Source organism: Fibrobacter sp. (assembly GCF_017551775.1).
Classification (GTDB): Bacteria; Fibrobacterota; Fibrobacteria; order Fibrobacterales; family Fibrobacteraceae; genus Fibrobacter.
In genome coordinates this window covers 25815-51984 of sequence record NZ_JAFZKX010000013.1, presented here as the reverse complement: position 1 = coordinate 51984, position 26170 = coordinate 25815, and the positions used below count along the sequence as shown (strand labels likewise).

At 55.0% G+C, this 26170-nt stretch carries 20 protein-coding genes, 1 tRNA gene and 1 pseudogene; 15 read left to right on the top strand and 7 right to left on the bottom strand.

Annotated features, from left to right (window positions below; genetic code table 11):
• Positions 1 to 601 (top strand): annotated as a pseudogene (locus IK012_RS01445) (hypothetical protein); the annotation flags it as partial.
• Positions 602 to 736: 135 nt separating this feature from the next.
• Here IK012_RS01445 and IK012_RS01440 read toward each other — a convergent pair.
• Positions 737 to 2131 carry an endo-1,4-beta-xylanase gene (locus tag IK012_RS01440; RefSeq protein WP_290949572.1) on the bottom strand — a complete coding sequence of 465 codons (1395 nt, stop codon included), beginning with the start codon at positions 2129 to 2131 and terminating at the stop codon, positions 737 to 739.
• Positions 2132 to 2222: 91 nt separating this feature from the next.
• Here IK012_RS01440 and IK012_RS01435 point away from each other — a divergent pair, with 91 nt between their 5' ends.
• The 4 genes from IK012_RS01435 (at position 2223) to IK012_RS01420 (ending at position 5017) form a co-directional block, all read left to right on the top strand.
• Positions 2223 to 2840 carry a DUF2238 domain-containing protein gene (locus IK012_RS01435; protein ID WP_290949570.1) on the top strand — a complete coding sequence of 206 codons (618 nt, stop codon included), beginning with the start codon at positions 2223 to 2225 and terminating at the stop codon, positions 2838 to 2840.
• A gap of 9 nt (positions 2841 to 2849) precedes the next feature.
• Positions 2850 to 3749, top strand: coding sequence for a flavodoxin (locus IK012_RS01430; protein WP_290949569.1), 900 nt, complete (start codon positions 2850 to 2852; stop codon positions 3747 to 3749).
• A 146-nt stretch (positions 3750 to 3895) separates the two neighbouring features.
• Complete coding sequence (locus tag IK012_RS01425) at positions 3896 to 4849, top strand: hypothetical protein (RefSeq protein ID WP_290949568.1); 954 nt, start codon at positions 3896 to 3898, stop codon at positions 4847 to 4849.
• Between the two features lie 18 nt (positions 4850 to 4867).
• The gene (locus IK012_RS01420) at positions 4868 to 5017 is read left to right on the top strand and encodes a hypothetical protein (protein ID WP_290949566.1); all 150 of its coding nucleotides are present in this window, start codon (positions 4868 to 4870) and stop codon (positions 5015 to 5017) included.
• A 264-nt stretch (positions 5018 to 5281) separates the two neighbouring features.
• Here IK012_RS01420 and IK012_RS01415 read toward each other — a convergent pair whose 3' ends face one another.
• Both IK012_RS01415 and IK012_RS01410 read right to left on the bottom strand, forming a co-directional pair.
• Positions 5282 to 7060 carry a DNA repair helicase XPB gene (locus IK012_RS01415; RefSeq protein WP_290949565.1) on the bottom strand — a complete coding sequence of 593 codons (1779 nt, stop codon included), beginning with the start codon at positions 7058 to 7060 and terminating at the stop codon, positions 5282 to 5284.
• A 122-nt stretch (positions 7061 to 7182) separates the two neighbouring features.
• A tRNA-Thr gene (locus tag IK012_RS01410) sits at positions 7183 to 7255 on the bottom strand.
• A 119-nt stretch (positions 7256 to 7374) separates the two neighbouring features.
• Between IK012_RS01410 and IK012_RS01405 the strand changes: the two genes are divergently transcribed.
• A complete protein-coding gene (locus IK012_RS01405; protein WP_290949563.1) occupies positions 7375 to 8061 on the top strand; it encodes a tol-pal system YbgF family protein in 687 nt (228 codons plus the stop codon).
• 102 nt (positions 8062 to 8163) lie between these two features.
• Here IK012_RS01405 and IK012_RS01400 read toward each other — a convergent pair whose 3' ends face one another.
• The 4 genes from IK012_RS01400 to IK012_RS01385 are packed head-to-tail and all read right to left on the bottom strand — an operon-like array spanning position 8164 to position 12820.
• A complete protein-coding gene (locus tag IK012_RS01400; protein ID WP_290949561.1) occupies positions 8164 to 9105 on the bottom strand; it encodes a rhomboid family intramembrane serine protease in 942 nt (313 codons plus the stop codon).
• Between the two features lie 40 nt (positions 9106 to 9145).
• On the bottom strand, positions 9146 to 10888 hold the full coding sequence (locus tag IK012_RS01395) for a hypothetical protein (RefSeq protein ID WP_290949559.1): 1743 nt from the start codon (positions 10886 to 10888) through the stop codon (positions 9146 to 9148).
• Positions 10885 to 11958: a hypothetical protein gene (locus IK012_RS01390; protein ID WP_290949557.1), complete on the bottom strand. Its 1074-nt coding sequence runs from the start codon at positions 11956 to 11958 to the stop codon at positions 10885 to 10887. Before IK012_RS01390 ends, IK012_RS01395 begins: the two co-directional genes overlap by 4 nt.
• 7 nt (positions 11959 to 11965) lie before the next feature.
• On the bottom strand, positions 11966 to 12820 hold the full coding sequence (locus tag IK012_RS01385) for an outer membrane protein assembly factor BamD (protein WP_290949555.1): 855 nt from the start codon (positions 12818 to 12820) through the stop codon (positions 11966 to 11968).
• An 82-nt stretch (positions 12821 to 12902) separates the two neighbouring features.
• Here IK012_RS01385 and IK012_RS01380 point away from each other — a divergent pair, with 82 nt between their 5' ends.
• The 9 genes from IK012_RS01380 (at position 12903) to nrdD (ending at position 26170) form a co-directional block, all read left to right on the top strand.
• Positions 12903 to 14285 carry an LptF/LptG family permease gene (locus tag IK012_RS01380; protein ID WP_290949553.1) on the top strand — a complete coding sequence of 461 codons (1383 nt, stop codon included), beginning with the start codon at positions 12903 to 12905 and terminating at the stop codon, positions 14283 to 14285.
• The gene (locus IK012_RS01375) at positions 14282 to 15424 is read left to right on the top strand and encodes an LptF/LptG family permease (protein ID WP_290949551.1); all 1143 of its coding nucleotides are present in this window, start codon (positions 14282 to 14284) and stop codon (positions 15422 to 15424) included. Before IK012_RS01380 ends, IK012_RS01375 begins: the two co-directional genes overlap by 4 nt.
• Positions 15425 to 15457: 33 nt before the next feature.
• Entirely contained in the window at positions 15458 to 17317 is a 1860-nt protein-coding gene (locus IK012_RS01370; protein ID WP_290949549.1) for a sensor domain-containing diguanylate cyclase, read from the top strand.
• Between the two features lie 6 nt (positions 17318 to 17323).
• Positions 17324 to 18793, top strand: a complete 1470-nt coding sequence (locus IK012_RS01365; protein WP_290949547.1) for a sodium:solute symporter — start codon at positions 17324 to 17326, stop codon at positions 18791 to 18793.
• A gap of 116 nt (positions 18794 to 18909) precedes the next feature.
• Positions 18910 to 20313 (top strand): SIMPL domain-containing protein, encoded by a 1404-nt coding sequence (locus tag IK012_RS01360; protein WP_290949545.1) that lies wholly within the window; start codon positions 18910 to 18912, stop codon positions 20311 to 20313.
• 47 nt (positions 20314 to 20360) lie between these two features.
• Positions 20361 to 20900, top strand: coding sequence for a hypothetical protein (locus IK012_RS01355; protein ID WP_290949543.1), 540 nt, complete (start codon positions 20361 to 20363; stop codon positions 20898 to 20900).
• Between the two features lie 86 nt (positions 20901 to 20986).
• Positions 20987 to 23287, top strand: a complete 2301-nt coding sequence (locus tag IK012_RS01350) for an ATP-dependent helicase (RefSeq protein ID WP_290949541.1) — start codon at positions 20987 to 20989, stop codon at positions 23285 to 23287.
• A 379-nt stretch (positions 23288 to 23666) separates the two neighbouring features.
• Positions 23667 to 25997: an anaerobic ribonucleoside triphosphate reductase gene (locus tag IK012_RS01345; protein WP_290949539.1), complete on the top strand. Its 2331-nt coding sequence runs from the start codon at positions 23667 to 23669 to the stop codon at positions 25995 to 25997.
• A 26-nt stretch (positions 25998 to 26023) separates the two neighbouring features.
• Positions 26024 to 26170 (top strand): anaerobic ribonucleoside-triphosphate reductase, encoded by a 147-nt coding sequence (nrdD, locus tag IK012_RS01340; protein ID WP_173343486.1) that lies wholly within the window; start codon positions 26024 to 26026, stop codon positions 26168 to 26170.

Below are 26170 nucleotides of genomic sequence, written 5' to 3'. Positions count from 1 at the left end.
TTTCGCTGAAGGCGGTGTGACCTCCGTGTTTGCGACCAACGATGGCTGGAACGCTGCAGGCGGTCCCAAGAACCCCAACAGTTCCATGGCCATGTTCAGTGAAAGCAGTGGCAATATCGTCATTAGCGGTGGCTACCACTACATCAGCATAAAGGGCAACATGGTTGACGGGTTAGATGCCAACGGTACTGGAAAAATGACTGGCGGCGTGGTGATTGTTGAAATCACCGGTCAGAGCTACGAAAACAGCGGCATGGGCGGCATGGGTGGCTGGGGCATGCCCGGTATGGGCGGCCAGCAGGGCGGCAACAACTGCGGCGCCTACAACTTTGCCGGCGGACTCGTCGATACCGATGACGGATTTACGATTACTGGTGGCGTTCTCCTCGCATTCGGTAATTACACGATGGACGTTCCTGGATGCGCTGAAGTGTCCTACAACACCAACACCTACTACGGCAGCGACAAGGCCGCTTTCAAGCCTACTTACCAAGGTAAATACGTTATTTACGGTGGCGAAGTGAAGTCCGTGAGCCAGGTGCAGACAAACGGCATGAAGGAATTCAAGTTCCCCAACGGCGTAAGCTACATGTACAAGTAAGACTGTTCAATAGTTTCTCTCCAAGGTACCTTCCGAAAATCGGGAGGGCCTTTTTTATGTGAAAAAAAGAGCCGCGAGATGGACTCGCGATCCGATTTTTTCCATAAATATTCTTTTCCCGCAAATAGTTACGGGCTATTTTATTGCTATCCGCTTGACGAGGCTCGAAGATCCGTCGCGGACTCGTACCATGTAGATTCCTTCTGCGATTCCTTTCAGTTCGACAGAGCCCTTTTCGCTCTTTCCGCTGAATACCGGGCGGCCCTGCATGTCGAATACCTCGACCTTCGCGGAATTCGCGCCGGCGATAAACAGCGTGCGGCCGGAAATGTGCATGGAAAGGCTGGCCGGGCTTGCGATTGCCTTGATCGCGATTGTCGAATCCGTTTCGGTGGAGTCCGGCGGGTCGATGAATATCTTGCTGTCATACGGGGAGACTACGCTTTCTGCCGGGTGCGCCAAGAGGCTCGCCATGACGCTGTCATAAGCGGGCTTCGGCTTGTATTGCTTGTCGTAGAGGAGTGCTTCCGTTTTGCCCTGCTGCTCGTCGAGCCAGCTGTGAGCATCGGTCAGGCCCCAGATGACGAATTCGCCCATGTTCGGTTCTTCGAGGAACACGTCCATGAACTGGCGGTACAGATGCCCTTGCTTCGCATAATCTGCGGCGGTGAGTTTGCCCGCTTCTCCCTTCGGGAACCCGATGTCGAGTTCGGTGATGTTCAGCGTCACGTCGAGTTCCGCGAGCGCCTTCGCGAGCGCGCGTACGTTCTGCGGGGTCGTCTCGTGCGCGATTTCGATATGCGTTTGCGTGCCTACGCAGGTAATGGGAATGCCGTTTGCCTTCCAGCGCTTCACCTGCTCCACGACGAAGCTCGCCTTGGAACCTTCGCGCAGGCCCCATTCGAGGGAGTAGTCGTTGTAGCAGAGTTCGGCATCCGGGTCGGCCTTGTGGGCCCATACGAAAGCGGAATCCAAAAATTCAGCACCGATGCCTTCGTACCATACGGAACCATTGCTGCGCCAACCGGCGTTGTAGTCATCGTTGATGGCCTCGTTCACCACGTCCCATTCGGCGACCTGGCCCTTGTAATGTCCGACCACCTTCTCGATGTGGTTCTTGAGCACCGCGAGCAGCTTTTCTTTTTGCCCGCCATAATTGCTGCTGACCCATCCGGCGACCTGGCTGTGCCAGGCGAGGGCGTGGCCGCGCACGCGGATTTTGTTTTCCTGTGCGTACTTGACCATCTTGTCGCCCTTAACAAAGTTGAACTCGTTTTCGGCCGGTTCGGTGGCGTCGAACTTCATCTCGTTCTCGGCGACGACCACGTTAAACTGAGTCTTGTGAATTTCTTCGAATTCCGGTTCAATTGCGTCATTGAACCATTCGCTGTTTAAAATGGTGCCGATGAAGCGGCCTCGTTCCTTTGCGAGTTCCCTGATGGTCGGCTCTGCGGCGAAGGCGTCTGTGATACCCGTGCCGATGAGTGCGGCACCAAGCGCGACATTTGCAAAATAATGACTGTTTTTCATTTATTGCTCCTGTTAAACCCGATACTCCTGATATTCAATATATATAATAAACGGCAACTCTAAAAAGACATTTTTTATTTATTTTATAGGTATGAAGAATATCCAAAAATCACATCTAATTCTACTGGCTCTCGTGCTCCTGACTACGGTCTGGTCTGTCATCGGGGTCGTCGATACATATCTTACCTGGGTTCTCGAGGCTTCACCCGCGATTGCGGGGCTCCTTGTCCTCGTGTTCACGTACAACAAATTCCGGATGCCGACCTTCCTCTACGTGGTGATGGCGCTCCATATGGTGGTCCTCCTGGTGGGGGCGCATTATTCATATGCGAAGGTCCCGCTCGGCTTCTGGATGGAAGACTGGTTCGGCTGGACGCGCAACAATTACGACAAGATCGGGCACTTTATGCAGGGCGTTACGCCCGCGCTCGTGATGATTGAACTTCTGCGCCGGAAAACTCCGCTCAAGACCAACGGATGGACGGGGTTCATTGCGGTGTGCGTCGCCGAGGCTATTTCCGCGCTTTACGAAATTATCGAATGGATGGCTTCTTTGGGCAACCCGACAGATACGGAAGCCTTCCTGGGAACGCAGGGCTACATTTGGGATACGCAGACGGACATGTTCATGTGCCTTATCGGGGCTACAGTCGTGACTTTGATCCGCTTGCTGGTGCCGCGTGCTCGCGGCGAGCAGAAGTCTATATAGGAGGTCGCTATGATTTGTAGGTCGAAACTGGCCGTAATGATATCTGCCGTTGCCGTGTCTGCGATGTTTGTCGCGTGCAATGACCGAGCCGAAGAGAAGGCGCAATCCAAGGCGCAGCCCGCTGCGGAAACTGCCGCGCAACCTGCGGCGAGCAAGTCGGTTGTCGTCTACTTCTCGCAGACGGGAACGACGAAGAAACTTGCCGGGGTCATGAAGCAGGCGGTGAATGCCGACGAAATCGAACTCAAGCTGGTGACACCGTATCCTTCCACTTACGACAGCACTATTGCTATGGTAGGTGCGCAGCGTGAAAGCAAGCAATGGCCCGCGCTCGAGAATGCGAAACTGGACCTCGCCAAGTACGATACTGTGTATCTGGGCTATCCGATCATGTTCGGGAGTTTCGCTCCGCCGATTTATTCTTTCCTCGATTCGAACGATTTGTCGGGCAAGGTGGTGGTGCCGTTTTGCACCTACGGTAGCGGCGGCCGCAAGGCTTCTGCTGCCGAACTCAAGACGCTTGAACCCAATGCGAACGTGACGCTTGCGATGGGTGTTTCCAACAAGCGTATGACAAGGGAAGATGGCGATTCCATCGCGAAGGTAGAAGTGGAAACGTTCCTTGCGAATCTTGCCGCGGGCAAGACCGACGAGATGCTCATGGGCGGCTATTCTGAACAGCGCCCGCTTACCGCGGAAGATTCCGCCGTGTTCGTTGCCGCGACCAAGGACTACGCTTACTTGAATCTGACTCCACTCAGCGTCTCGACGCAGGTTGTGGCGGGAATGAATTACCTGTTCACTTGCGAGATGAAAGCCTTTGGTGGAGCGGCGATTCAGACGAATGTCAAAATCTTCAAACCGCTTCCGGGGCGCGGTGATCCGGAACTTATCGTTGTGGAAAAGTAAATCGTCATTTTAAAATAATATAAAAGAAACAATAACGAATAAAGTCTCTCCTGAACGGGGAGACTTTAATTTTTTGTAATAAAAAAAAATGTTGTCGCAGGGGTTCTCTTTTGCTAAATTCCGAGCGCTCTAAAAAAGGAGGAACTGTGAGAGCTGTTACTGCACTCAAAATGATTCTTATCTCTAGCCTGGTTTCTTTTGCCAGCGCACAAGTGTGTGATTTCCCGGGCGGACGTCTTGTTAAGGACTCGAAATTTCTGGATTTGAGTTCCTACAGTGATGATGATACCTCCAAGGTCTACATCTCTGACGCAACAGTAGAATGCGCCGGCGATATCTCCGGTTACGATATCTACGTAAACCGCAATACTCCTGTGGCTTCCCATTCGACGGTCGTTCTTCCGGTTGCATTTACGCTGGAGAAGAATGATTGCTTGAAGCTGTATGATATTTTCAATTTCACCACGGATGACAATGGCAAGTGGTATGCTGAGGCTCATGTTATTTCGGAAGTCAGCGCCAATCGCCCCGTGTTGATGATGAATGACACCGAAAACAAGAAGTGCCAAGATATCTATACGCTCGAATTCAAGGCTAAAGGAAGGCTGTCTGGATCTCAGCATGCTGTTATGAGTTATTGGCTTTACAACCAGAAGACCAATACCAATGATTGGTCCTTTGAAGGCGTGTATAACTTTACCCGCTGGGAAGCCGGTGACGCGGACCTGGGCAAGGTCTATGGCTATGCCGCCAAGGACAAGGGCAAGGTTACTTCGGGCCAGTTCGTCAAGGTCGGTTCCGGCGCCTATGTTCCGCCCCTGCGCGCTTACCTGAAGTATATCGGTGCCGGCGATGCTGACAGCAAGAAAAGTTCCCGCAAGCTCGGCAAGTCTGCTAATGAAGACGCCGTCGAACTGCCCAAGAGCATCGATGTGTTTCTTATTGATAGCGACAACGGCACGACCGGCATTGCTCGCTGGAACATGGCTACGGGCGAAATCACGAAGGTCAATAATTGGTTCGACCTGAAGGGCCGTAAGCTCAACGGAAAGCCCGAAAACAAGGGCATGTTTGTCGGCAAGAAGACCATCCAGAAGTAATTATTGGGGGAAAATAAAATGATGAAGAAAGAATATCAGGCTCCGAAGATGGAAGTCGTTGAACTCAAGCACCAGGCTAGTTTGCTTGATGCCAGCGACGCTTGCGATGCTGAATACTGCGATGAACTCGGTTTCAATATCGACAAGTCCGTGAATACGAAGGCCTAAAGAAATCCGTACTCCTATAATCGGAAAAGAAAGTCCCGAAAGCAGAAGCTTTCGGGATTTCTGTTAAATAACGCGATCGATATAGAGAATAACGAACTTTAAAAAATGAAAAGGTCCCGATCAAAAGTCGGGACTTTTTTTATTTGATTGAATTTTTGCAACGACGCTATGCGACGAAAAAATTATAAGCGAGCAGAGCGAGGCCGCAGGACCGAAGCTGTACAAGTAGTACAGCGAGAGTCCGAGTACGAAGCTATGCGACGCTTATTGGCGGGCAGCGAGTTCTTCAGGAGTGCGGGCGAGAATATCCCAGTCCCCGCGCTTGATGATCTTGTAGGCGTATCCCTGTTCGGTGAGGAACAGCTGACGGTTCATGGCGAATTCCTGTTCCTTGGAATCCTGCGTCACGATGCTGTAGAAGTGCGCGGCACCGCCGTCGCTCTTGGGGCGCAATACGCGGCCGAGACGCTGGGCTTCTTCCTGGCGGCTTCCGAAGGTTCCGGAAATCTGGATGAGCACGTTCGCGTCGGGAAGGTCGATGGCGAAGTTGCCGACCTTCGAAACCATGAGGTTCTTGAGGCTTCCGTTGCGGAAGGCGCCGTAAAGCTTTTCGCGTTCCTTGTTCGGGGTCTTGCCCGTGATGAGCGGGATGTCGAGTTCCTTCGAGAGCGCTTCGAGCTGGTCGATGTACTGGCCGATGATGAGCACGCGGTCGTCGGGCTTGTCGTAGTACTTGAGCAGGCGTTCCACGATGTCTGTCTTTTCGGGGTTCGTGCTCGCGAGCGTGATCTTCTCGCGGATAGGCGCGAGGGCGTACTTCATCTTGAGTTCCGCTTCCATCGGGATGCGAATCTCGTTACAGTCCGCAGTCGCGATCCAGCCCTGGGCTTCGAGGATGCGCCACGGGATGTCGTACTTCTTGGGGCCGATAAGGCTGAATACTTCAGTTTCCTTGTGGTCTTCGCGCACGAGCGTTGCCGTAAGGCCCAAGCGGCGGGTGGCCTGCATTTCGGTACTCAGGCGGAAAACGGGGGCGGGAAGCAGGTGCACTTCGTCGTAAATCATGAGGCCCCACTTCTCCTGGCTGAACAGCGGGAAGTTCGCGAGTTCCTTCTTGACTTCTTCGTCGGTAAATTCGTCGAGCGATGTCTCGGGCTTCTCGTTTTCGGCGTTCTTCACGCGCTTCCTCTGCGTGAGGATCTGGTAGGTCGCGACGGTCACCGGGCCGATTTCCTTGACTTCGCCGGAGTATTCCTTCACCTGGTCGATGGTGAGGTCGGTCTTGTCGCAGATTTCGCGAATCCACTGGCGGGATGCCGAAATGTTCGGCGTAAGGATGAGCGTCTTGGTCTGGACGAGGGACATGGTCGCAAGTCCGATGACGGTCTTACCCGAGCCGCAGGGGAGCACGATGACGCCCGAGCCGCCCTTTTCGGAACCGCTCGCGTAGAATACCTGTGCCGCTTCTCTCTGGTAGTCGCGGAGTGCGAACTTCTTGCCGGAGAGCGTCGTCTCGCGCAGGTGGATGGGCAGCGGGTCGCCCACGGTGTAGCCCGCGAGGTCTTCGACGGGGAATCCGGCGTTCGTGAGTACCATCTTCAGGTGACCGCGGCGTTCCGGGTCCATGATGGCGTGCAGGTCGTCCTTAAGTTCCAAAACGAACGGCTCGACATCCTTGAGCTTGCAGATTTCCGTGAACATGTACTTGTCGTCGGATTCCATGATCAGGAGGTCGCCATCCTTCTTGAGGCGCAGCAGGCCGTAGCGGGCCATGTAGTCCTCGATTTCGGTGATGACCGTCTGCGGGATGGGGTAACGGCTCTGGCTTTCCAGGCGTTCCAGCACTTCGGGAGCGCGCAGGCCGGTTGCTGCCGCGTTCCAGAGGCTCAGGTGCGATATCTTGTATGTATGCAGGTGCTCGGGGCTCTTTACCAGTTCGGTGAAGGGGGCGATTGCGTCGCGAGCTGCTTCGTAGGAGGGGGAATCAACCTCGACCATGATTTCGAGGTTGCTCTGTACAATGATTGCGCCGTTCGGATTCATAGGGCGCCAAATATAGTAAAAATGAGTGCCCTTGGATAGGGGGAATCTGACGGGCTGTTTAAGGCCGCCGACGGATGGACCAAAAAAGAAAAACCCCGATTCCTTGTGGAACCGGGGCTTCGAGCCACCCAGCAGATTTGAACTGCCGACCTGCTGATTACGAATCAGCTGCTCTACCAGCTGAGCTAGAGTGGCATAGCGGGGTCAAAAATAGCAATACAGGTCGTTTTTGTCAAGATAAAAGAGCGTTCGGTTGGCAAAGTCCTTCGTTTTTTCTATGTTTGGTTCACGAAATTTTAACATGGAAGTCTAAAATGGCTAACGAATCTAATCAGAGCAATTCCGAAATCAAGGAGTTTTTTGTCCAACACGGTTCCAAGGTCCTCGTGGCCCTCGCCGTTATTCTTGTTGTTGTCGCCGGCGTCGTCCAGTTCAAGGATAGCCGCAAGGCTGCTGCCGTAGAACAGGCTGAACTCCTCGGTACGGGTCTTACTTATCTCTATGTCAACGACAAGGACAACGCCCTCAACGAATTCGAGGCGAAGATCAATTCCGGTAAGCTGAATGGTCTTGCCCTCGCGAAGGCCGCCCTGTTCGCTGGTAACATCAAGTTCGAAAAGGCTGACTACGATGGCGCTATCGCGCTGTTCCAGAAGTCCATCGACAACGCCGGTTCCGTGGCGCTGGTCCGTTCTGCCGCCATCCATGGCCTTGCTTCTGCCAAGATGCAAAAGGGCGACTATTCCGCTGCTGCCAAGCTTCTCGAAGACTTCGTGAAGGAATTCGGCAAGCGTACGGGCGACAAGGAAGACCGCTTCCAGAAGGAAGAACCGCAAGATGAAACCCCGATTGTCCCGGATGCCATGTGGAAGCTCGTGCTGCTGCACAACGAACTCGGCTCCAAGAACAAGGCGAAGAGCGTCGCTGAACGTCTCGTCGAAGTCTACGGCGATACCCAGCCGTACGCCGACAGGGCCAAGAAGTTCCTCGCTAGCTTCTAACGCAAATTGAGAATTTAAAGCACGACCCCCGGTACAAGCCGGGGGTTTTGTCGTATGCGGGAGAGGTGTTGCGCATGGACCGTGTCTCAGGCCCTGCACCGGTTAGGAAAGCGCGGCGTGCCAGCCTACGATGAATATGGCGAAATAGATGGCGACCCACACGAGGTCGGCAAGCGTGGTAGGCGTTCCCCAGCGGAGCGTCTTTTTTTGTGGGATAAGCCCGCAGACTGCGCCCGCGATGAAGCCGTAGGCGTGGCCGAGGATGTCGGCGTTTTCGCCGAGCCCGAGGAATACGGCGAGCGAGGCCGCGCCGCACAGGGGTGCGAAGCGACGGAGCATCCCGTGGGTTTCCCGAGGCATGAGCCGGAATTCGATGACGGCGAGGGCCCCGATGGCGGCGAACACGAAGGTCGAGAATCCGAGGGCGCGGTAGTCGCTCTGGACGGTAAGCGCGACGAAGAAGTTCGCGATGGCGCTTGCTACGGCGAGGAAGGGCGCCATGCGTGCAAGCGGGAGCCTGTACGACATGAGGTTCAGCACGATGTAGCCGCTGAGCAGGTTCGACGCGATGTGGCGGGCGTCGCCGTGCAACGTGAGCGCGGTGATGGTGCGCCACCACTGGCCGTGCAGAACCTTGGAGGCATCTGAGAGTCCGGCGAAATGCATGCGGTCGACGAAGTTCCCGAAGTCGAGGACGGTGCAGACCACGGGTACCAGTAGAACCCATACGGGTTGGAGGCTCAGGCTCAAGGGGAGCGGTGGGTTTTCTTCCTTGGGCGGGTTTTCCCTGCGGTAGAGCTCAATCTGTTCGCTGGCGCGCGTCTCGAATTCGGGCGAGACGAAAATTTCGAAAGGTCCTTCCTCGGAACGCTGGAACTGGTGGACGATTCCTTGTGATAGGAGCACCAGGCTGTAGTCGCGAATTTGTCTGTAAGTGCCGATGGCGATGAGCGTCGATTCTTCGGGTTCTTCGAAGGCGGGCGGTTCCTGGTCGGGTACGGGTGGCTCGGGCGGGCGCTGCTCGTCGTCGCATAGGGGCGGCATGGGTCTTCTCCGAATCATGGGGGACATGAGGCGCGGCATGTTACCCCCTTTCAAAAGTTGCGGCGGATGTCAGGGCGAAATGGCCCGTGGCCGATTCGCATTCGGCGCGCAGGTAGGCGAAATTGTCCGTGTAGACGGCGATGTCTGCCGACGCGGGTGCGGCGACCAGGCTTTCCTTGCAGACTTCCTCTTCTTTCGTGAGCTTGCCGTTGCTCTGGTAGCGCCGGCCGAAGATGCGGATGTAGCGGAAGCCTTCTCCAAAATCCTTGGTGTTGCGGGCATGGAATACGACGCTCTTTACGCCGTGGACTTCGGCGTGTTCCCACCACAGCGCGGGGCCGTCGGTGATGTAGCAGTTGTCGCCCGCGAACGCTTCGTTCAGCATTTCTTGCGTGATGGCAGTGCTCTTGTCACCCTGGAGTCCGGAGGCAACCACGCCATTTCGCGGTTCCGAGGCCACCATGTCACTCCGCAGCCCCGTAGGGGCAAGAGAGTCTAATTGATGTCTTGTGGAAACACTTGTCTCGCTGCGCTCGCCTTCGGCATGACGTGGGAGGCACACCACGGTGCGCACTTTCCCGAACACGTGGTCGCGCGAATGCTTGAGTGAGAAGAGCGGGGTCGAGACCGCGGTCGTGTCGTTCAGGTCGCCATGCGCGTCGTTGCCGCCGATAGGCAAAAGGTAGTTCCCCTTGCCGAGTTCCTGTATCCAGAATTCGCGCCCGAGTTTGAAGCCTTCGTCGCGCACGCCGTTCCAGAACTGCAGCCCGCGGATGGAATGCGGTTTGTCGCAGTGCAGGTCCTTGGCGGTCCAGTACCCGCGCCGGAACACGAACTTTTCGACGATTCCCATTTGCTGGAAGGGATGTGCCGCAAAGCAGTGTGCGGTGGTGTCTTGCAGAATCTGGGCGATGCTCCGCGTGGGCTTGTTCTCGAGCCAGTACCGCCCGCAGTCCCCGAGTCCGGGGAGGTAGCTTTCTGGGGCGAACACGGTGACGTGCACGTTCTCGCCCTTGGAATTTCCGGCGGATACTTCTTCGCCTGCGAGCAGGAGCGGATTGCCTTCTCCTTGCGGGAGGGCCGCAATCTCGTCGCGCAGGGCCTGGAACCTCGGCGCCGGGGACCGCGCCTCCTTGGTGTAGTCCTCGTCGGTGAACGCGAAGTCGTAGGCGTGGTCGGTGCAACAGGCGAAGTCGAGACCGACCGATGCGGCCGCCTGTTGCAATACGGCAGGCGTGGCCCCGAATTCCACATGGTCGCGTGAATACTGGGTATGGCAGTGCATCTCGCCTGCCGCATACCCCGGCGCCTTCGGGGGCATTTCCGCAAGCACGTGCAGTTTGAGCGGTGCTGGCTTTAAGCCGGGAAGGTTCCAGCGATCAAATATCTTTACTTTGTCTGTAATATTCCCCGTTGCGGGATCGATGCGGCGTGCGGTCGCCTTGCAGCGGATTTCGTATTTGCCGGCGGTGAGCGTCCCGAGCTTTACGGGGTAAAAAACGACTTGTTCCGTGGCGCGGATTTGCAGGTCGATAGTCTTTGCAGGTAAGGTTTCGGCATCCGGCGATTTGCCCTTGATTTCGACTTCCACTTTCTCGATGAGCGTCGGGAACCTGTCCGCGTCACGCACCACGATCCACAATGCGGGTTCCGTTCCGGGAACCGCCTGGAAGGGCATGTCGAAAATGATTTCGGGCCAGGGCCTGTACAAAAGCGACCAGGGGAGCCTGAACTTGAAATGCGTCTCGGCGTACCGCAGTTTTTCCCCTGGCCAGAAACTCATTGCCCCGCCTTTTTCTCTGCCGTTTTTTCTTCGCTTGCGTTCGGCTTGGCCGCCGGTTCAGAAGCCTTCGGCTCGGTTGCCTTCGCTCCGTCTGCGCCAGTTTGTTCTGCGGGCGGATTTCCTTCCGCGTTCGTTTTTGTTGCGGGAGGTTCGCTTCCGTCAGTCTTGCTTTCGGCCGCGGTGCCGCCCTGGGTTGCATCCGTGGGTCCGGATTTGGCGGTCGTGTCCTTGACGTCCTTCGGCTGGAGCGTCTTGGACTGCGTCGCGGTCGTGTCGCCCAGGGTCATTTTCTTGTTTATGATTCCGAAGCTAGCGCGCACCTGCAGCTGCAAGCCGCCGATATTCCACTTCGCCTTCTCGGTCGGTCCGTCGGGAACGATGTCGGCGAAACTTTCCTTCGATTCCACGGAGATGGAACTGTATCCGATGTCGCCGTAGATGTTGATGCCGTTCCAGCTTGCAATCAGGTAACCGAGGCTTACCCCGAATCCCGCTCCCCAGGGCTTGTTCTCGGCTTCGAGCTTGCCCCACGTGGTGTAGATTTCGGTGCCGGGGAGTGTCCAATACCAGCGGACTGCGATGCTGAAGAGGCCCCCGTTCGAAAGGGTGATCAGGTTCTTGGGAATCGCGAGCCTGTATTCGAGGAACATCGGGACGCCCTGAATGGTGTAACTGTAGTTGTGCGCCTTGTTTTTGCGGTCGGTGAGCACCACGGATTCGTTGTCGTAGATGAATCCGATGCCCGCACTCAAAAAGTGGTCGTCCATGAGCTGGTATTGAATGCCGCCCATGATGGGGAAACAGAAGTTGACTTTCTGGAAGTTCTGCTTGGCGACGTAGAGCGATTCCTCGGCGTTGACGGCCTGCGAACGGAAATCGGCGTAGATGGTGTCGATGGCGTCCTGGAAATAGCTGCGTTCTTCGAAATTCAGGAAGGATATGGATGCCTGCCCGAAAATGGAAAGCTTTGCCCTGTCGTGTTCTATCCTCTGCTCGTCATCGGCGAAAGCGCCCGTTGCGAGGAACAGTGCGACAAGAGCAAGAACCGGCTTGAAACCCGCATGACCCATGGAAAACCTAGTTCAGCATTTCGCGTTCTTCTTTCTGGACGCGCTTTTTCTCGGCATCCTTCTTTATGCGCTTCTCGAAGCTCTTTTCGGCCTTGGCGATTTTCTCTTCGGTCTTTTCGAGCATCTTCTGCCCGTCCTTGTCGTCTGCCTTGAGTTCCTGCCTGGCGATGTTCAGGTATTCGCGAGCGCTTTCGAACTGGTCAAGTTCGGTATAGGCCTGCGAGGTGAGGAACAGCGCTTCTTTGCGGCGCTTGGACTGCTTGTAGGTCTCGAGGAATTCCTTGAAGTAGATGACGGCCGCCTGCGGCTTGTCCATGCGCAGGTAGAGTCTTGCCGTCTGGAATTCCTTTTCGGCGAGACGTTCAATCAAAAGTCCGTAGTAGTAGTTGATGGAATCGCGGAGCGGCGAATCCGGATGGTTCGAAAGGTAGCGTTCGAAATCCTTCATGGCGACGGTCGTGTTCGCGTCGTCGCGGCTCACGCGGAACTCCATGTTGAACGAGGCGATAGCCTTCCTGAATTCTGCGGTTTCCGCATACGGCGAACCGGGGAAGTTCATCACGAAGCTTCCGTATTCTCCGCGGGCCTCGATCCACTGTTCCAGATTGAAGTGGCTTTCGGCAAGCAGGAAGGATGTCTGTTCCAGGTAGCCGGTACCGGCGCAGTAGCTCATGATTTCTTCGAGCTTGTCGATGACGCGTCCGTACTTTTCTTTCTTGAAGAGTTCTTCCGCCTTTTCCAGTTTGTCTTTGCAGAACTGGGTGTGGGTGACTCTCGTGGAAGAACTGGAGGAGCAAGCGCCCAGCATGGCGACAGAAAGGAAAAGGCTTGTGAACAGGGCTGTCTTTAGAGAAAGTTTCATTTTTTTTCTTCGGTTAATTCTAATTTTTCATCGTTAAAGTAGAAAAAAAAGACCGACAGGAAAAATGATTTTAGTCCGTTATGTGTTGAAAGAACTTATTGGCCCGTTTTTGGCGGCGCTTTTTGGCATAACGTTTTTGTTCGTCGTCGATTTCTTGGTGAAAATACTGGACAACGTGCTTTCGAAGGGGCTGCCCGCGTCGACGGTTCTCGAGATATTCGTGCTGAACCTCGCATGGATGCTTTCGCTGTCCATCCCGATGGCGGTGCTTGTCGCATGCCTCATGGCGTTCGGGCGCCTTTCGGGTGACCACGAAATCACGGCGGTGAAGGCGGCGGGTGTTTCACCTTTGTCGCTCATGCGTCCGGTGATGCTTGTCGCACTTTTGGTCACGGTCCTGATGATCCTTTTCAACAACTGGATCCTGCCCGAGGCGAACCACCGCTCCGTCGAACTGATGAACGCCGTCTCCCGCAAGAAGCCGCACGTGTTTATCGATGCGGGCCGCCTCATCACGCAGTTTCCCGACGTACAGCTCTGGGTGAACCGCATCGACCCGGTATCGGGCGTGCTCTACGGCATCCAGGTGTATGAACTCGAGAAGAAGGGCGCGCCCAGGGTCGTGTATGCGGACAGCGCGACTCTCGATTACGTGGACAACGGGGCTACCCTCATGTTCCGCATGCGCAGCGGCGAGACGCATATCGTCGACCCCGACAAGCCGGAAAGCTATTTCCGTATCAGGTTCTTCTCGCAGGACCTCGCCATGCAGAACGTGGACGACCGCCTGGAACGCAGGACCAGAAGTTACAGAAGTGACCGCGAGATGCCTGTCGAGATGATGATGGACGTGGTGAACGAGGCTCGCGCGAAGTACGATACTGCATATGCCTTTGCCCGCGACAAGCGCCTTGCTTCCCTTATTTCCACAAAGAACTTGGTCATCGGGGACAGTATCGTTCCCAAGGATGCCGCCGGGGGAGCTCCTCTCGATTCTGTCCAGGGGCGGCGGTCGCTCCAGCGCATCCGCATGCAAGAAATTTCGGCGCTCCGCAATACGGAGAGGCTGTGGGGTAGGATGGAGGCCGAACAGAAGCGTGCCGCCCAGTATCTCGTAGAAATTCACAAGAAGTTCAGCACGTCGTTCGCATGTTTCATATTCGTGCTCATCGGCGCCCCGCTCGGGATTATGGCCCGCAAGGGCGGTATCGGTACGGGTATCATCTACAGTCTTGCGTTCTTCGTGATTTACTGGATTTGCCTTATCGGCGGCGAAAACCTGGCCGACCGTCTCATCATTTCTCCTGAACTCGCCATGTGGGCTTCGAATATCATCATCGGCGCGTTTGGCGTGTTCATCACCATCGCGATGGTGCGCGACCGCTTTACGGGAGATTCCAAGTTCTTCAGGGCCATGCGCGCCATAGGCCGCAAGTTCCGTTCCATCGGCAGGGGTCACGCATGAAGTTCTCGCGTTACCTGATATGGAATTTTGTGAAGATGTTCCTCATCGTGACTATCGGTGCCATCTTCATGTTCGCGGTCATCGACTTCGTTGGCAACATCAAGATATGGCTTGCCCGCGAAACGAAGGACGCTGTTGACTACTATGTGAGCTACATCCCGTACATGCTCTACCTCATCACGCCGGTATCCATGTTCATCGCGGTGCTCGCCTCGGTGGGCAACATGTCCAGGCATCTCGAGATGAGCGCCATGCAGAGTTCGGGCCAGAGCCCGCTCAAGACTTTGTTCCCCATATTCTTTTTGGGCATACTCGTGTCCTTCGGGTCGTACGAGATGAGCGAACTGTGGCTTCCGGATGCCAACCACAAGCGTCTCGAAATCATGGAGACCAACGCGCAGAAAAAGAAGAACCCGCGCATCAAGGAAAAGAGCGACTTCACGTTTATCGACAGCGAGAAGGCGAGTTGGTTCTTCAAGTTCTATTCGGGCAAGGCGAAGATGGGCCGCGACGTGGTGCTTCTGCTGCGCGAACAGGGAAGGCTCGTGGAACGCTACGACGCCAAGACCGTCAGGTGGGTGGAACCGGATACCACCTCGATCGACAGCACCTCCCGCGACAGCGTGATGAAGAGCTACGAGGAAAATTCCTACTGGATGTTCGAACGCGGGATGAAGCGCATATTCAACAAGGACGGCACGGTGACGGTCATACCGATTACGCGCGAAAAGATGGTCGGGAAGGTCACGACCCGTCCGGCTGACCTCATCAACGAGCGTCAGGTGCCCGACGAGATGGATTCCAAGATGGTCCGGGAGCGCATCGAAGTGCTCAAGCGCTCCGGCGAAGACACCCGCGCGATGGAGACTGCCCTCCATTTCAAGCTTTCCGCCCACTGGATGAACCTAATCGTGCTGCTCATCGGGGCGGCCCTCTGTCACCGTTATAGCCGTTCTGGGGGCCTTTCCCAGAAATTCGGCATTGGCCTCTTGCTCGTTTTTAGTTATTATATTCTGGAAAGAATCGGATTGAAGATGGGTGAGAACGGCGCGCTTTCTCCATTCTTGGCTGCCTGGATAAGCCATATCGTCTTTGGTGGCGTCGCGTGTGCCATGCTCTACCGCTCTTTCCGGCTTTAAGTGTAGAGGATGCAGATGCAGATATCGATGATAATGTTCGCTGTTGCAGGCTTGCTCCTGGGAGTTGCCTTCCAGGGAGGCATGTTCCTGTTCCTCATCCCGTTTGCAGGTGTCGCCGCGGCACTCGGGTACATGAACCTGCCGCGCGTTCCCGGCGGCAAGACGGCCTCGTTGCCGGTTGTCGGCTCCGCGGTGAAGGCTACCGGGATTTCTCCGGCCGTCACGCCCGAACTCAAGAACTCTTTTGACGATTCCGCATCGGAATACAACGAGCCCGGTTCTACGCTGCGCGTAAACCAGGTGTGGGCCCGCGCTGATGCCGACGTGAAGAAGGCTTTCAGCGACATGCTCGAAGGCCTCAAGCGCGTTGTCCCGAACGTGCACTCGCTCGTGCTGTTTTCGCCCCTCAATTCCATGAAGGAATGGGGCATGCGCGCCTACGCCTGCACCAATCCCGACGTGCGCATCGCCTCCGACGTGAAGATTACCGAGAACACGGGGCTCATAAGCCAGCTTTTCCGCATGGACGTGAGCCGCCTGCTCGAAGGCGACCTTTCGGGCGGCAAGCAGCTTCTCTACTATATCGACAATCCGATGGTCAAGTCCGTGGTCGCGGTCCCGATGCTCGACCGCGGCAAGAACCGCGTGGGCGCCCTGGTGATGGATTCGCTCTACCCGAACGCGTTCAACCAGCAGACGGCTCAGGCGCTCACCTATATCGCGAGCACCCTTTACACGCTCTACTTCAAGAGCTTCGTCTCGGCAAAGAACTACATAGAGCAGCAGCAGTTCAGCGTGCTCTACCATTACCAGCACCAGTTCTTCAAGAACATGACGGTGAAGGACGTGTTCCGCCAGATTTTCGAATACGTGAAGGGCAACATTCCTTTTGACCGCATGATGATTCTCGCCCTCGACCGCCAGAACGACAACAACCTGCACCAGGAGCGCGTGGGGCATGTCGTGTGCTGCGACGGTATCGACGCCGACCAGTTCGTGAACAAGAAGTTTACGCTTTCCGACAAGGGCCTTGCCATCCTCGCGCTGTACCACAACAGGCCCGTGGAACGCACTTTCAACCAGTCCGCCTTCAACGCCTACATCCCGCGCATCGACAACCAAGAAAAGAAGAACATGGAATTCCGCCAGCTGTTCGTGATGCCCGTGCCTACGGAGACGAATGCGGAACAGGCGGAACTTGCCATTTGCCTCGAGAGCCGCAGGAACGACCGCTACTCCGAACACGAGATGAACTTGCTCAAGGCGTTTGCGGGGGTTGCGGGCTTCGCGTATGCGCGCGCCTGCCAGGCCGAACAAGATAAGGACCTCGCGACGCGCGACGGGCTTACCGGCCTTATCAACCACCGTACGCTCCACGAGAATCTGCGTACCGAAAAGATTCGCGCCGACCGCCAGAGATACAATATCGGCGTGCTCATGATGGACATCGACCATTTCAAGAGCGTGAACGACACCTACGGTCACCCGATTGGCGATGTGGTCATCAAGGGAATCGCCTCTGCCATCAGCGGCGAAATCCGCAAGGAAATTGACGTGGTCGCCCGTTACGGCGGCGAGGAATTCGTCGTGGGTCTTGTCGACACGACGGCGGACGGCATGATCGAGACTGCGGAACGCATCCGCCATGCCGTGATGAAGCTCGAGTTCGACGTGCACCAGCAGGAACCGCTCCGCGTGACAGTGAGCATCGGCGCCTTCCTCGTGACGCCCGAATTCCACGACATGAAGAAGGCCGTGAACTATGCCGACCAGGCACTCTACAAGGCGAAGGAGGGTGGCCGCAACCAGGTCATCCAGTACACGGAACTGCCGATGGAACCCGCACCCGTGGACGATGGCATTCCGGTGCTTTCGTCTTCGATGAAGGCCTAGCACAGAATGTTTACCGTTATAGATTGGATTGTCCTCGCGGCGTACCTGCTGCTTTCCCTCCTCATTGGCCTCTGGGTTTCCCGGGGCAACAAGAACCTCAAGGAATACATGTTCGGCGGCGGCACCATCCCGTGGGTTGCCGTGGGCATCAGCCTTATCGCCACGTCCGTGAGTGCGACGACGTTCCTCGGGGCGCCTGCCGACGTGTATGGCGACAACATGACTTTCCTCATGTTCCAGATTGGCGCCCTCCTGAGTATCATCGTCGTGGGTTTCGTGTTTATCCCGAAGTTCCGCAGCTCGGGCATCAACAGCGCATATGAACTTTTCGAGGTACGCTTCGGCTCCAAGACGGTGCGCAGGCTTGCCGCGGTCTTCTACAGCCTGCACCTCCTTTTGCGTACGGGCATCTTGCTCTATGCGCCGTCGCTCGTGCTTGCGCAGATACTGCATGTCGATTTGAAGGTCGCCATCGTCGTGTCCGCCGCTGTCGCAATTTTTTACACGTGGTTCGGCGGTATCAAGGCCGTCATTTGGACCGACGTGATGCAGTTTTGCGTGTTCTTCGGTGGCGGCATCCTGGTGCTCGTGCTCATCTCGAACGCCGTGGGCGGTTTCGGCGAGATGGCCGCGCTTGCGAGCGAGGCGGGCAAGACCAAGTGGTGGGACGCTACGATGGATGTTTCCAATGCGCGCACGCTTATTTCGGCTGGATTCGCATATGCCATCCTCGAGATCGCGATACGCGGGTGCGACCAGCAGTTTGTGCAACGTTATTTGAGCTGCAAGGACGTGAAGGCGGCGAACCGCTCCAGCGTCCTCTCGATGGTTCTCGGCTGCTTCGTCTCGATTCTCTTCTACTGGGTGGGTGCCGCGCTCTACGTTTACTACAAGATGGCGAACGTCGCCCCGCTCCCCGAAGGAATCGGTCAGAACGACGTGTTCCCGTATTTTATCGTGAACGGCCTTCCGGTGGGCGTGACCGGCTTGATTGTCGCCGCCATCTGTGCGGCCGCCATGAGCAGCCTTTCGGGAGCCATCAATTCGCTCAGCAACACGTCTGAACGCGATTTCCTGGGATGGGAAGAATCGAAGGGGATGGGCGGACTCAAGCGTGCAAAGATCTGGACGGTGGTCTGGGGCGTGCTCGGTGTCTTCTTCGCTCTGTTTGCCGCGACGCAGCAGGGGAGCCTTCTCAAGAATGCGCTCTTCTTTACCGGGCTTTTCACCGGCCCGCTCCTCGGCATGTTCCTGCTCGCGTTCTTTGTCAAAGGACTCAAGAGTTGGCAGGTGGTCGTTGCCGTCGTTTGCGGCATGGCAAGCCTCGTGCTCGTGCAGGGAATTCCCGCGTTTGGCGTGCCCGCGGTGCTTGAAAATGTCTTCAGCTGGCCCTGGATGCCGTTTATCAGCATGACGACTACCGTGCTTGTCGCCGTTGTGCTCAAATACGCGGTGTTGCTCGCTCCGAAGAAGTAGGAACCATATTCTAGATTAGACTATAAAATCCGGTAAAAATCTTTTTGCCGTGGGCAGTTGCCTTCGGCAATATCTTTTTGTGTAATTTAAGAAGTGGTTCCAACAAGGAGTGCCTTATGCAGAACAAAGTATCATACGTCGTCATTATCGTCCTCGCATTTGTATGCCTGGTACTTTCCTTGAGCATTGGGCGCCCTTCCGATGTGTCTGCGCAAAAAAATGTTTCGTCCTTGGAACCGGTCCCAGAGCAGGAGGCTCAGCCGTTTGGTGGTGTGGCTGTCTCCAGCAAAGAGACCAAGAATTTCTTGGCGGATGAATATGTCACGTCTTTTTCCTTGGTCTTGAAACACAAGAAGAAGGATGCCGCCTACAAGCACCTGAATGAAAGCCGTGACAAAATTCTCACTTTGCTGAAAAAGCATTCCGTTGATTCGCGGGCATATGAATTCAGCAGTATGGTGGTGAAAGACGACTGGAAATATACGAACCACAAGAAGATTTTCTTGGGCTATGTAGCCTCGCAGAGTGTGAAGGTCATATTCCATAGCAAACAGGATGCCGATTCGCTGGAGTTGGACTTGGCGGGTCTTGCTTTTGTCGATAACGTGTCCACCTCGTCGCGGTTGAAAAACGCGGAAGCCTTAGAAGTTTCCGTCATCAAGGAGGCCTGCAAGAAGGCGTCCAAACTGGCCGATGTGCATGCCCGGAGCGTCGGTGCCGAAGCCGGGAAGGTCTTGTCGGTGGAAGGCTCTTCGATGGTTGAAGAATTGAGTTCTTCGGATTCTGTTGAGGTCTTGGCCTCGATTGCGGCGAACCTTTCGCTGGTGGGGGTGGAAAATGGCGGAAAATCTTATGTCCGTGTTTCGCAAAGCGAGGACAAGAATTTCCTGGCCGACAAGTTTGTCGTAGTCGTGGGTATGTCGATGAACGGTGCTGACAAGGAAATGATTTATAAGCGGGTGAGTGAACGCCGCAATGATGTGGTGCAACTGGCGAAAGACCTGGGCGTCGCCGAATCCGAGATAGACGAGGAGTCCATGCATCTGTTCAAGAGGCCGGATTATGAATTCGACAGCAATGAATCCCGCAAGGATGCCTTCAGGGCGGCCCAGAAGATTACGGTCAACTTTACGGCCAAGGCGGCCGCGGAAGCCTTCCTGGACGGTATGGTGGGTATGGAGAACTCCCGCGTGCTTGCTGCCCGCCCTGTTCTGAAAAATGAAGATTCCCTCAGGGTCCAGGTGACCAATATCGCCGGCAAAAAGGCCATGTCCCGCGCCAAGGCGATAGCCGAAGGCTTTGGCGGGTCTCTCGGCAAGGTCGTTTCCGTGAGCAACAAGCCCGAAAACGAGTTCGGGAGAACCGGTCTTGGCTCTCTCAATGGAGCCTTGTTGCGCAAGGCTAGGGGAAAGTCCGCTCCCATGGTGCTGCCTGATGCTGATTTCCCGAAACCCGGGATGAATATCGCCGATTCCGTGTCAGTTTCTGCATATCTCGCGGTCACTGCCGAAATCGAATAAATAAACGATCTCCCGAATTCGGCTAGGTTTTTAAAAGGTGGTGTCCCATGGAACTTGTAATATTTGCCTTGCCTATCGTTATTATCTTGCCCATAATTACAGTTGTATTTGCAAAGCTAATAACTAAAAAAGAAAGACATGCTTTTGAACAACAACAAAACACAGATTTGTTTATCAAACTTCAAAAAGCAGCCAAAGGTTTCAAGATAGCCTCAATCGTATCCGTATCTATTCCCTTTCTGTTGCTTTTCCCGTTTCTGTTTAGTAAACCAACCCATTCTACCGGAGACGATCTCCTGGTATTCCTAGTTTTTTTGTCTGTAGCAATAATTGTTTCATCGCTTTGTAGCATCAACTGCTACAATTATCTTTTCTACGCCTCTAGTAGCAAAAAAGCATTCTGGATTTTATTTACTCCATTTCTTCCGTTTTTCATTATAGGAGGTTTTATAACCTTCATTATGAGCTTGTTTGGCGGCGGTATTATCGATTCCGGATTGATAATCATGGGACCGTTCGCAATGATTTTGGCTATAATGGCGTATATTTTGCATCTTAAAAGGAAGTCCTTTAACGCGAATTCCTGAAAAAAATACGATTTGACTTGACAGAGCCTACAAAATACTGTATTTTTGTGTAGTAGAACAAATGTTCACTATTTTGCGAGGTGCGCATGGCTCAAGAAAATATGGATCAGGAACAACGGGAAGCGGTGGAAACCACCGAGGGTTATGTGCGCGTGGTGGCGGGGGCCGGTTCGGGCAAGACCCGGACGCTGACCCAGCGTTACCTGTACCTCGTGAAGGAGATGGGCATTTCGCCGTCGAACATCCTTTGCGTCACGTTCACCAACAAGGCCGCGAACGAAATGAAGAAGCGCATCCGCACGGTGCTGGGCGGCGACGACAGCGGCTATATTTCCACGTTCCACGGCTTTTGCGTGCGGTTCCTGCGCGAAGAAATCCACGTGCTGAACTACCCGAAGGAATTCATGATTCTGGACGAAGACGACCAGAAGTCCCTTTTGCACAAGGCCTACGCCGATTTGGGCTACTCGCTAAAGGATTTGAAAATCAGCAGCGTCATCGACTATATCGGGGGCCGCAAGGCTGCCGACATCAATTACGTCTCGCTTTTTGCGGAACTGCCTTCGGAGGGCATGGCTTCTAAGGATCATTTGCTCGCGCTTTCGGATGCCGCCGACGACAAGTGGATGAAGGTTTATTACCGCTACCTCTACGAGCAGAAAAAGAATTACGCGCTGGACTTTGACGACCTGATTCTTTCGACGCTGTACATTCTCGAGAACTTCCCGGAACAGCTCGACAAGTGGCGCAAGCGCATGATGTACATCATGGTGGACGAATACCAGGATATCGACGGACAGCAGTACCGGCTGGCGGACTTGCTCGCTAGCTACCACAAGAATCTTTTTGTGGTGGGCGACCCAGACCAGACCATTTATGGCTGGCGCGGCGCCGATGTCAACCGCATTCTGGAATTCGACAAGACTCACGAAAATACGAAGACGATTTTGCTGCAGAACAATTACCGCTCGACGCCGAACATTCTGAAGGTTCCGGACGCGGTCATCAAGAACAACAAGTTCCGAATCGAAAAGGTCTTGAAGCCAAAGCGTGCCGACGGCAAGACGCCCGTCTTTTACCACGCCAAGAACACTCGCGAAGAAGCCCGCTGGATTGTGGAGCAAATCCAGAACGCCGTGCAGAATGCGGACGGAGTCCATTACAAAGACATCGCGGTGCTCTACCGCATGCATTCGCAGTCCCGTTCCGTGGAAGAAGCCTTGATGGCGGAGAATATCCCGTATAAGGTTTACAGCGGGGTGGGCTTTTACCAGCGCAAAGAAATCAAGGATGTCATTTGCTATTTGCGAATGCTGGTGTACGCCGACGACTTGTCGTTCATGCGTACGGTGAATACGCCCAAGCGCCAGTTCGGCCCGCGCAAGATTGCGGCCTTGCAGGATTTTGCCGATGCGCGTGGTGTAGGCCTTTACGAGGCTCTGCTTGAAATTGTTTCGGAGGCGGGCCTTTTGAACAACGTTGCTGCCGATGTCTCGTCGCAGGCGGAACTTTCATCGGTCGGAAACGAAAAGCAAAAAATCGATTTCGACTGCAAGGGCTTCTTGTCGCGTAGCAATGTGGTGGAATACGTGAAACTGATCGAGAAGTACCGCTCCCGCTACAAGGACATGAGCGTCTCCGAAGTTCTTGCGAAAATCCTGCGCGAAACCAAGTACGAAGAAATGCTGCGCCTCGATGGCGACGAAGACCGCCTGGACAACCTGGCGGAACTCAAGCAGGGCATTCTGGAATTCGAGAACTACTACGAAGAAGACGCCTCGCTGGATGAATACCTGCAGAACATCGTGCTGTTCACGAACGCCGACGAAGACTCCGAAGAAAAAGACCGCGTGCAGCTCATGACGATCCACAACGCGAAGGGCCTGGAGTTCCCGTACGTGTTCGTGTGCGGCTTGAACGAAGGCTTTTTCCCGGTCAAGCGCGTGCAGAACAAGATTCAGCTCGAAGAAGAGCGGCGCCTGGCCTATGTGGCCTTTACCCGCGCCGAGAACGTGCTTTGCCTGAGCGATGCCGAAGACGGCGTGGCGGGGGAAAGCGGAACACGCTATCCGTCCAGGTTCCTGCTCGAAATGGACATGGACGGGCTGGATGTGGCGCGCGGCATTTCGGAGGATTTCCTTGAGGCGGCGAAAGCCTACATTGAGAACGTGGATTTCGAGCGCGATTTTTTGAGCGACGAAAGCCTAGGGCCCGTAAAAAAGGCGCCTTCGGCTGATTTTGCCGCGGGCGACAGCGTGATGCACAAGTTTTTTGGCGTGGGAGTCGTGCGGACGGTAGACGAAAAGAATTTCTGCTACGAGATTTCCTTCGAAAAGTTCGCTACGCCCCGTTCTATCCAGTTTGATTTTCCCTTGAACCGGGTGTAGGAAGAATGATTGACAGGGTATTTGTCAACCCCTCCGCGTAAAAAAATATGCTTTTTGGGGTGTGAATAGATTCCAAAAAGTGCCCGAATGTCTAAATGTATGTGCGATAGGGACTTGGAAAGTTGCAGACCCGACCTGCGGTGGCAGTTTGACGTTACATTTTTGGAAGATGTTGATAAGTTTTTCGGATGTTACAAAAAAAATACGGTTTTTTTCGAAAAAAGGTCTCAAATCTTCAAATCTTTTATTATCTTATACCCATATCTTGTGCTACTGGTTTGGTGTTGAACACAAGATATAGTGGAAAAATGGAAAACAAGCTTATTTTGAATAAACGTCTTTTGACTAGGGCCTAGTTAATAGATTTGAAGGATAGGTGATGATTTTTACAGTCAAGAAGCGCGACGGCCGCGAAATGCCGTTCAACATCGAGAAGATTTCGGACGCCATTGTCAAGGCGTTCCGCGCCTCCGGCGAGCTCAACGACCAGATCAAGGCCTCCCAGGAGCAGATTGACCTCCTTGGCCACGAAGACGTCTTGAGCAGTACTGCTCTAAAGGTAGCCGCCTATGCCGTGGGCCGTCTCGAGGCCGAAGGCAAGACCAAGCCCGATATCGAAGAAATCCAGGATGCGGTCGAAAAGGCGCTCACCGACAACAACTACGCGGATACCGCCAAGAGCTACATCCTTTACCGTGCCGAGCGCACCCGCATCCGCGAGGTGAACACTCGCCTCATGCACACGCTCCGCGACATCACGTTCAGCTCCGCGAAGGAATCCGACCTCAAGCGCGAGAACGCGAACATCGACGGCGATACCGCGATGGGCACGATGCTCAAGTACGGGTCTGAATCGGCGAAGCACTTCTACACGATGATGATGCTCAAGCCCGAGCACAGCCAGGCCCATTCGAACGGGGATATCCACATCCACGATCTGGATTTCTATTCCCTCACCATGACCTGCTGCCAGATCGACCTGATTAAGTTGTTCAAAAACGGCTTCAATACGGGTCACGGGCACCTGCGCGAACCGAAGGATATCCGCAGCTATGCTGCCCTCGCGGCGATTGCCATACAGAGTAACCAGAACGACCAGCACGGCGGACAGTCGGTGCCGAACTTCGACTATGCCATGGCCGACGGCGTGCGCATCACGTACCGCAAGGCCTACCTCTCCAACATGGTGAAGGCGCTCATCCTCTTCACCGGCAAGGAAGAGGAAGAAATCCTGCCTATCGTAAAGAAGCTCCATTCCGAAATGGCGGAAATGGGCATGGTGGCGACGCTTGTGCCGAACGAGAAGTTTGTCGAGACGGAAGCCCGCGAACTTTCCAAGTCCTTCGATACCGAGATGGTGATGAAGTCCCAGAAGTTCGCCGAGAAGCAGGCCTACGAAGAGACCGACAAGGCGACTTTCCAGGCCATGGAAGCGTTTGTCCACAACCTGAACTCCATGCACAGCCGCGCCGGTGCGCAGACTCCGTTCTCCAGCATCAACTACGGCATGTGCACCGATCCGGAAGCCCGCATGGTGATGAAGAACCTCCTCCTCACCACGGACGAGGGCCTGGGCGGTGGCGAAACGGCCATCTTCCCGATTCAGATTTTCCGCGTGAAGAAGGGCGTGAACCTCAACGAGGGTGACCCGAACTACGATCTGTTCAAGCTCGCCTGCCGCGTGAGCGCGAAGCGCCTTTTCCCGAACTTCAGCTTCCAGGACGCGCCGTATAACCTGCAGTACTACAAGGAAGGCCATCCGGAAACCGAAATTTCGTACATGGGCTGCCGTACCCGCGTTATCGGCAACAACTACGACCCGAGCCGCGAGATTTCTTACGGCCGTGGCAACCTGAGCTTCACATCCATCAACCTCCCGCGCATCGCCATCAAGATGCGTTCTATCGACCTGTTCTTCAAGGAACTCGATCGCATGCTGCAACTCGTGAGCGACCAGCTCATGGAACGCTTCGCCGTGCAGAGTCGCCGCAAGGTCAAGAACTTCCCGTTCCTCATGGGACAGGGCGTGTGGATTGATTCCGACAAGCTCGGCTGGGAAGACACCGTGGGCGAGGTCATCAAGCACGGTACGCTTTCCATCGGTTTCATCGGCCTCGCCGAAACCCTGGTGATGCTCACGGGCAAGCACCACGGCGAATCCGAATCCTCCCAGCAGCTCGGCCTCAAGATCATCGGCCACATGCGCGATTTCTGCGACAAGGAAAGCAAGCGCCTCGGCCTCAACTTCAGCTTGCTCGCCACGCCGGCGGAAGGCCTTTCGGGCCGCTTCGTGCGCATGGACAAGAAGAAGTACGGAATCATCCCCGGCGTTACCGACCGCGATTACTACACCAACTCGTTCCACGTGCCGGTGTACTACAAGATTTCGGCCTTCAAGAAGCTTGCGCTCGAGGCTCCGTACCACGCCCTTACCAATGCGGGCCACATCAGCTACATCGAGCTCGATGGCGACCCGACGCAGAACCTCGACGCGTTCGAGAAGATTGTGCGCTACATGGCGGAAGTGGGCATCGGTTACGGTTCCATCAACCATCCGGTGGACCGCGATCCGGTTTGCGGGTTCGTGGGCGTCATCGGCGACAGCTGCCCGCGTTGCGGACGTAGCGACGGCCATTCCATTTCTGAAGAAAAATTGAACGAACTCCGGAAGAAGTTCCCGGGAATGCCTGCCTTCCGCGGCATCAGATAACCATTTTTTAGCAAGGAGTCAAAACAATGTCCGATAAAGAAAAATCCCTCTATGGCGAAGGCGTGTGCTTCGAACGCATCCGTCGCATCACGGGCTACCTCGTGGGTACAGTCGACCGCTTCAACAATGCGAAGCGCGCCGAAGTGAACGACCGCGTAAAGCACGGCGTGTAA

What these genes read in the sequence shown, in the direction of transcription:
- IK012_RS01440 (WP_290949572.1), bottom strand. Translation starts at nt 2,131, where the DNA reads ATGAAAAACAGTCATTATTTTGCAAATGTCGCGCTTGGTGCCGCACTC.
- IK012_RS01435 (WP_290949570.1), top strand. Translation starts at nt 2,223, where the DNA reads ATGAAGAATATCCAAAAATCACATCTAATTCTACTGGCTCTCGTGCTC.
- IK012_RS01430 (WP_290949569.1), top strand. Translation starts at nt 2,850, where the DNA reads ATGATTTGTAGGTCGAAACTGGCCGTAATGATATCTGCCGTTGCCGTG.
- IK012_RS01420 (WP_290949566.1), top strand. Translation starts at nt 4,868, where the DNA reads ATGATGAAGAAAGAATATCAGGCTCCGAAGATGGAAGTCGTTGAACTC.
- IK012_RS01415 (WP_290949565.1), bottom strand. Translation starts at nt 7,060, where the DNA reads ATGAATCCGAACGGCGCAATCATTGTACAGAGCAACCTCGAAATCATG.
- IK012_RS01405 (WP_290949563.1), top strand. Translation starts at nt 7,375, where the DNA reads ATGGCTAACGAATCTAATCAGAGCAATTCCGAAATCAAGGAGTTTTTT.
- IK012_RS01400 (WP_290949561.1), bottom strand. Translation starts at nt 9,105, where the DNA reads ATGCCGCCCCTATGCGACGACGAGCAGCGCCCGCCCGAGCCACCCGTA.
- IK012_RS01395 (WP_290949559.1), bottom strand. Translation starts at nt 10,888, where the DNA reads ATGAGTTTCTGGCCAGGGGAAAAACTGCGGTACGCCGAGACGCATTTC.
- IK012_RS01390 (WP_290949557.1), bottom strand. Translation starts at nt 11,958, where the DNA reads ATGGGTCATGCGGGTTTCAAGCCGGTTCTTGCTCTTGTCGCACTGTTC.
- IK012_RS01385 (WP_290949555.1), bottom strand. Translation starts at nt 12,820, where the DNA reads ATGAAACTTTCTCTAAAGACAGCCCTGTTCACAAGCCTTTTCCTTTCT.
- IK012_RS01375 (WP_290949551.1), top strand. Translation starts at nt 14,282, where the DNA reads ATGAAGTTCTCGCGTTACCTGATATGGAATTTTGTGAAGATGTTCCTC.
- IK012_RS01370 (WP_290949549.1), top strand. Translation starts at nt 15,458, where the DNA reads ATGTTCGCTGTTGCAGGCTTGCTCCTGGGAGTTGCCTTCCAGGGAGGC.
- IK012_RS01365 (WP_290949547.1), top strand. Translation starts at nt 17,324, where the DNA reads ATGTTTACCGTTATAGATTGGATTGTCCTCGCGGCGTACCTGCTGCTT.
- IK012_RS01360 (WP_290949545.1), top strand. Translation starts at nt 18,910, where the DNA reads ATGCAGAACAAAGTATCATACGTCGTCATTATCGTCCTCGCATTTGTA.
- IK012_RS01355 (WP_290949543.1), top strand. Translation starts at nt 20,361, where the DNA reads ATGGAACTTGTAATATTTGCCTTGCCTATCGTTATTATCTTGCCCATA.
- IK012_RS01350 (WP_290949541.1), top strand. Translation starts at nt 20,987, where the DNA reads ATGGCTCAAGAAAATATGGATCAGGAACAACGGGAAGCGGTGGAAACC.
- IK012_RS01345 (WP_290949539.1), top strand. Translation starts at nt 23,667, where the DNA reads ATGATTTTTACAGTCAAGAAGCGCGACGGCCGCGAAATGCCGTTCAAC.
- nrdD (WP_173343486.1), top strand. Translation starts at nt 26,024, where the DNA reads ATGTCCGATAAAGAAAAATCCCTCTATGGCGAAGGCGTGTGCTTCGAA.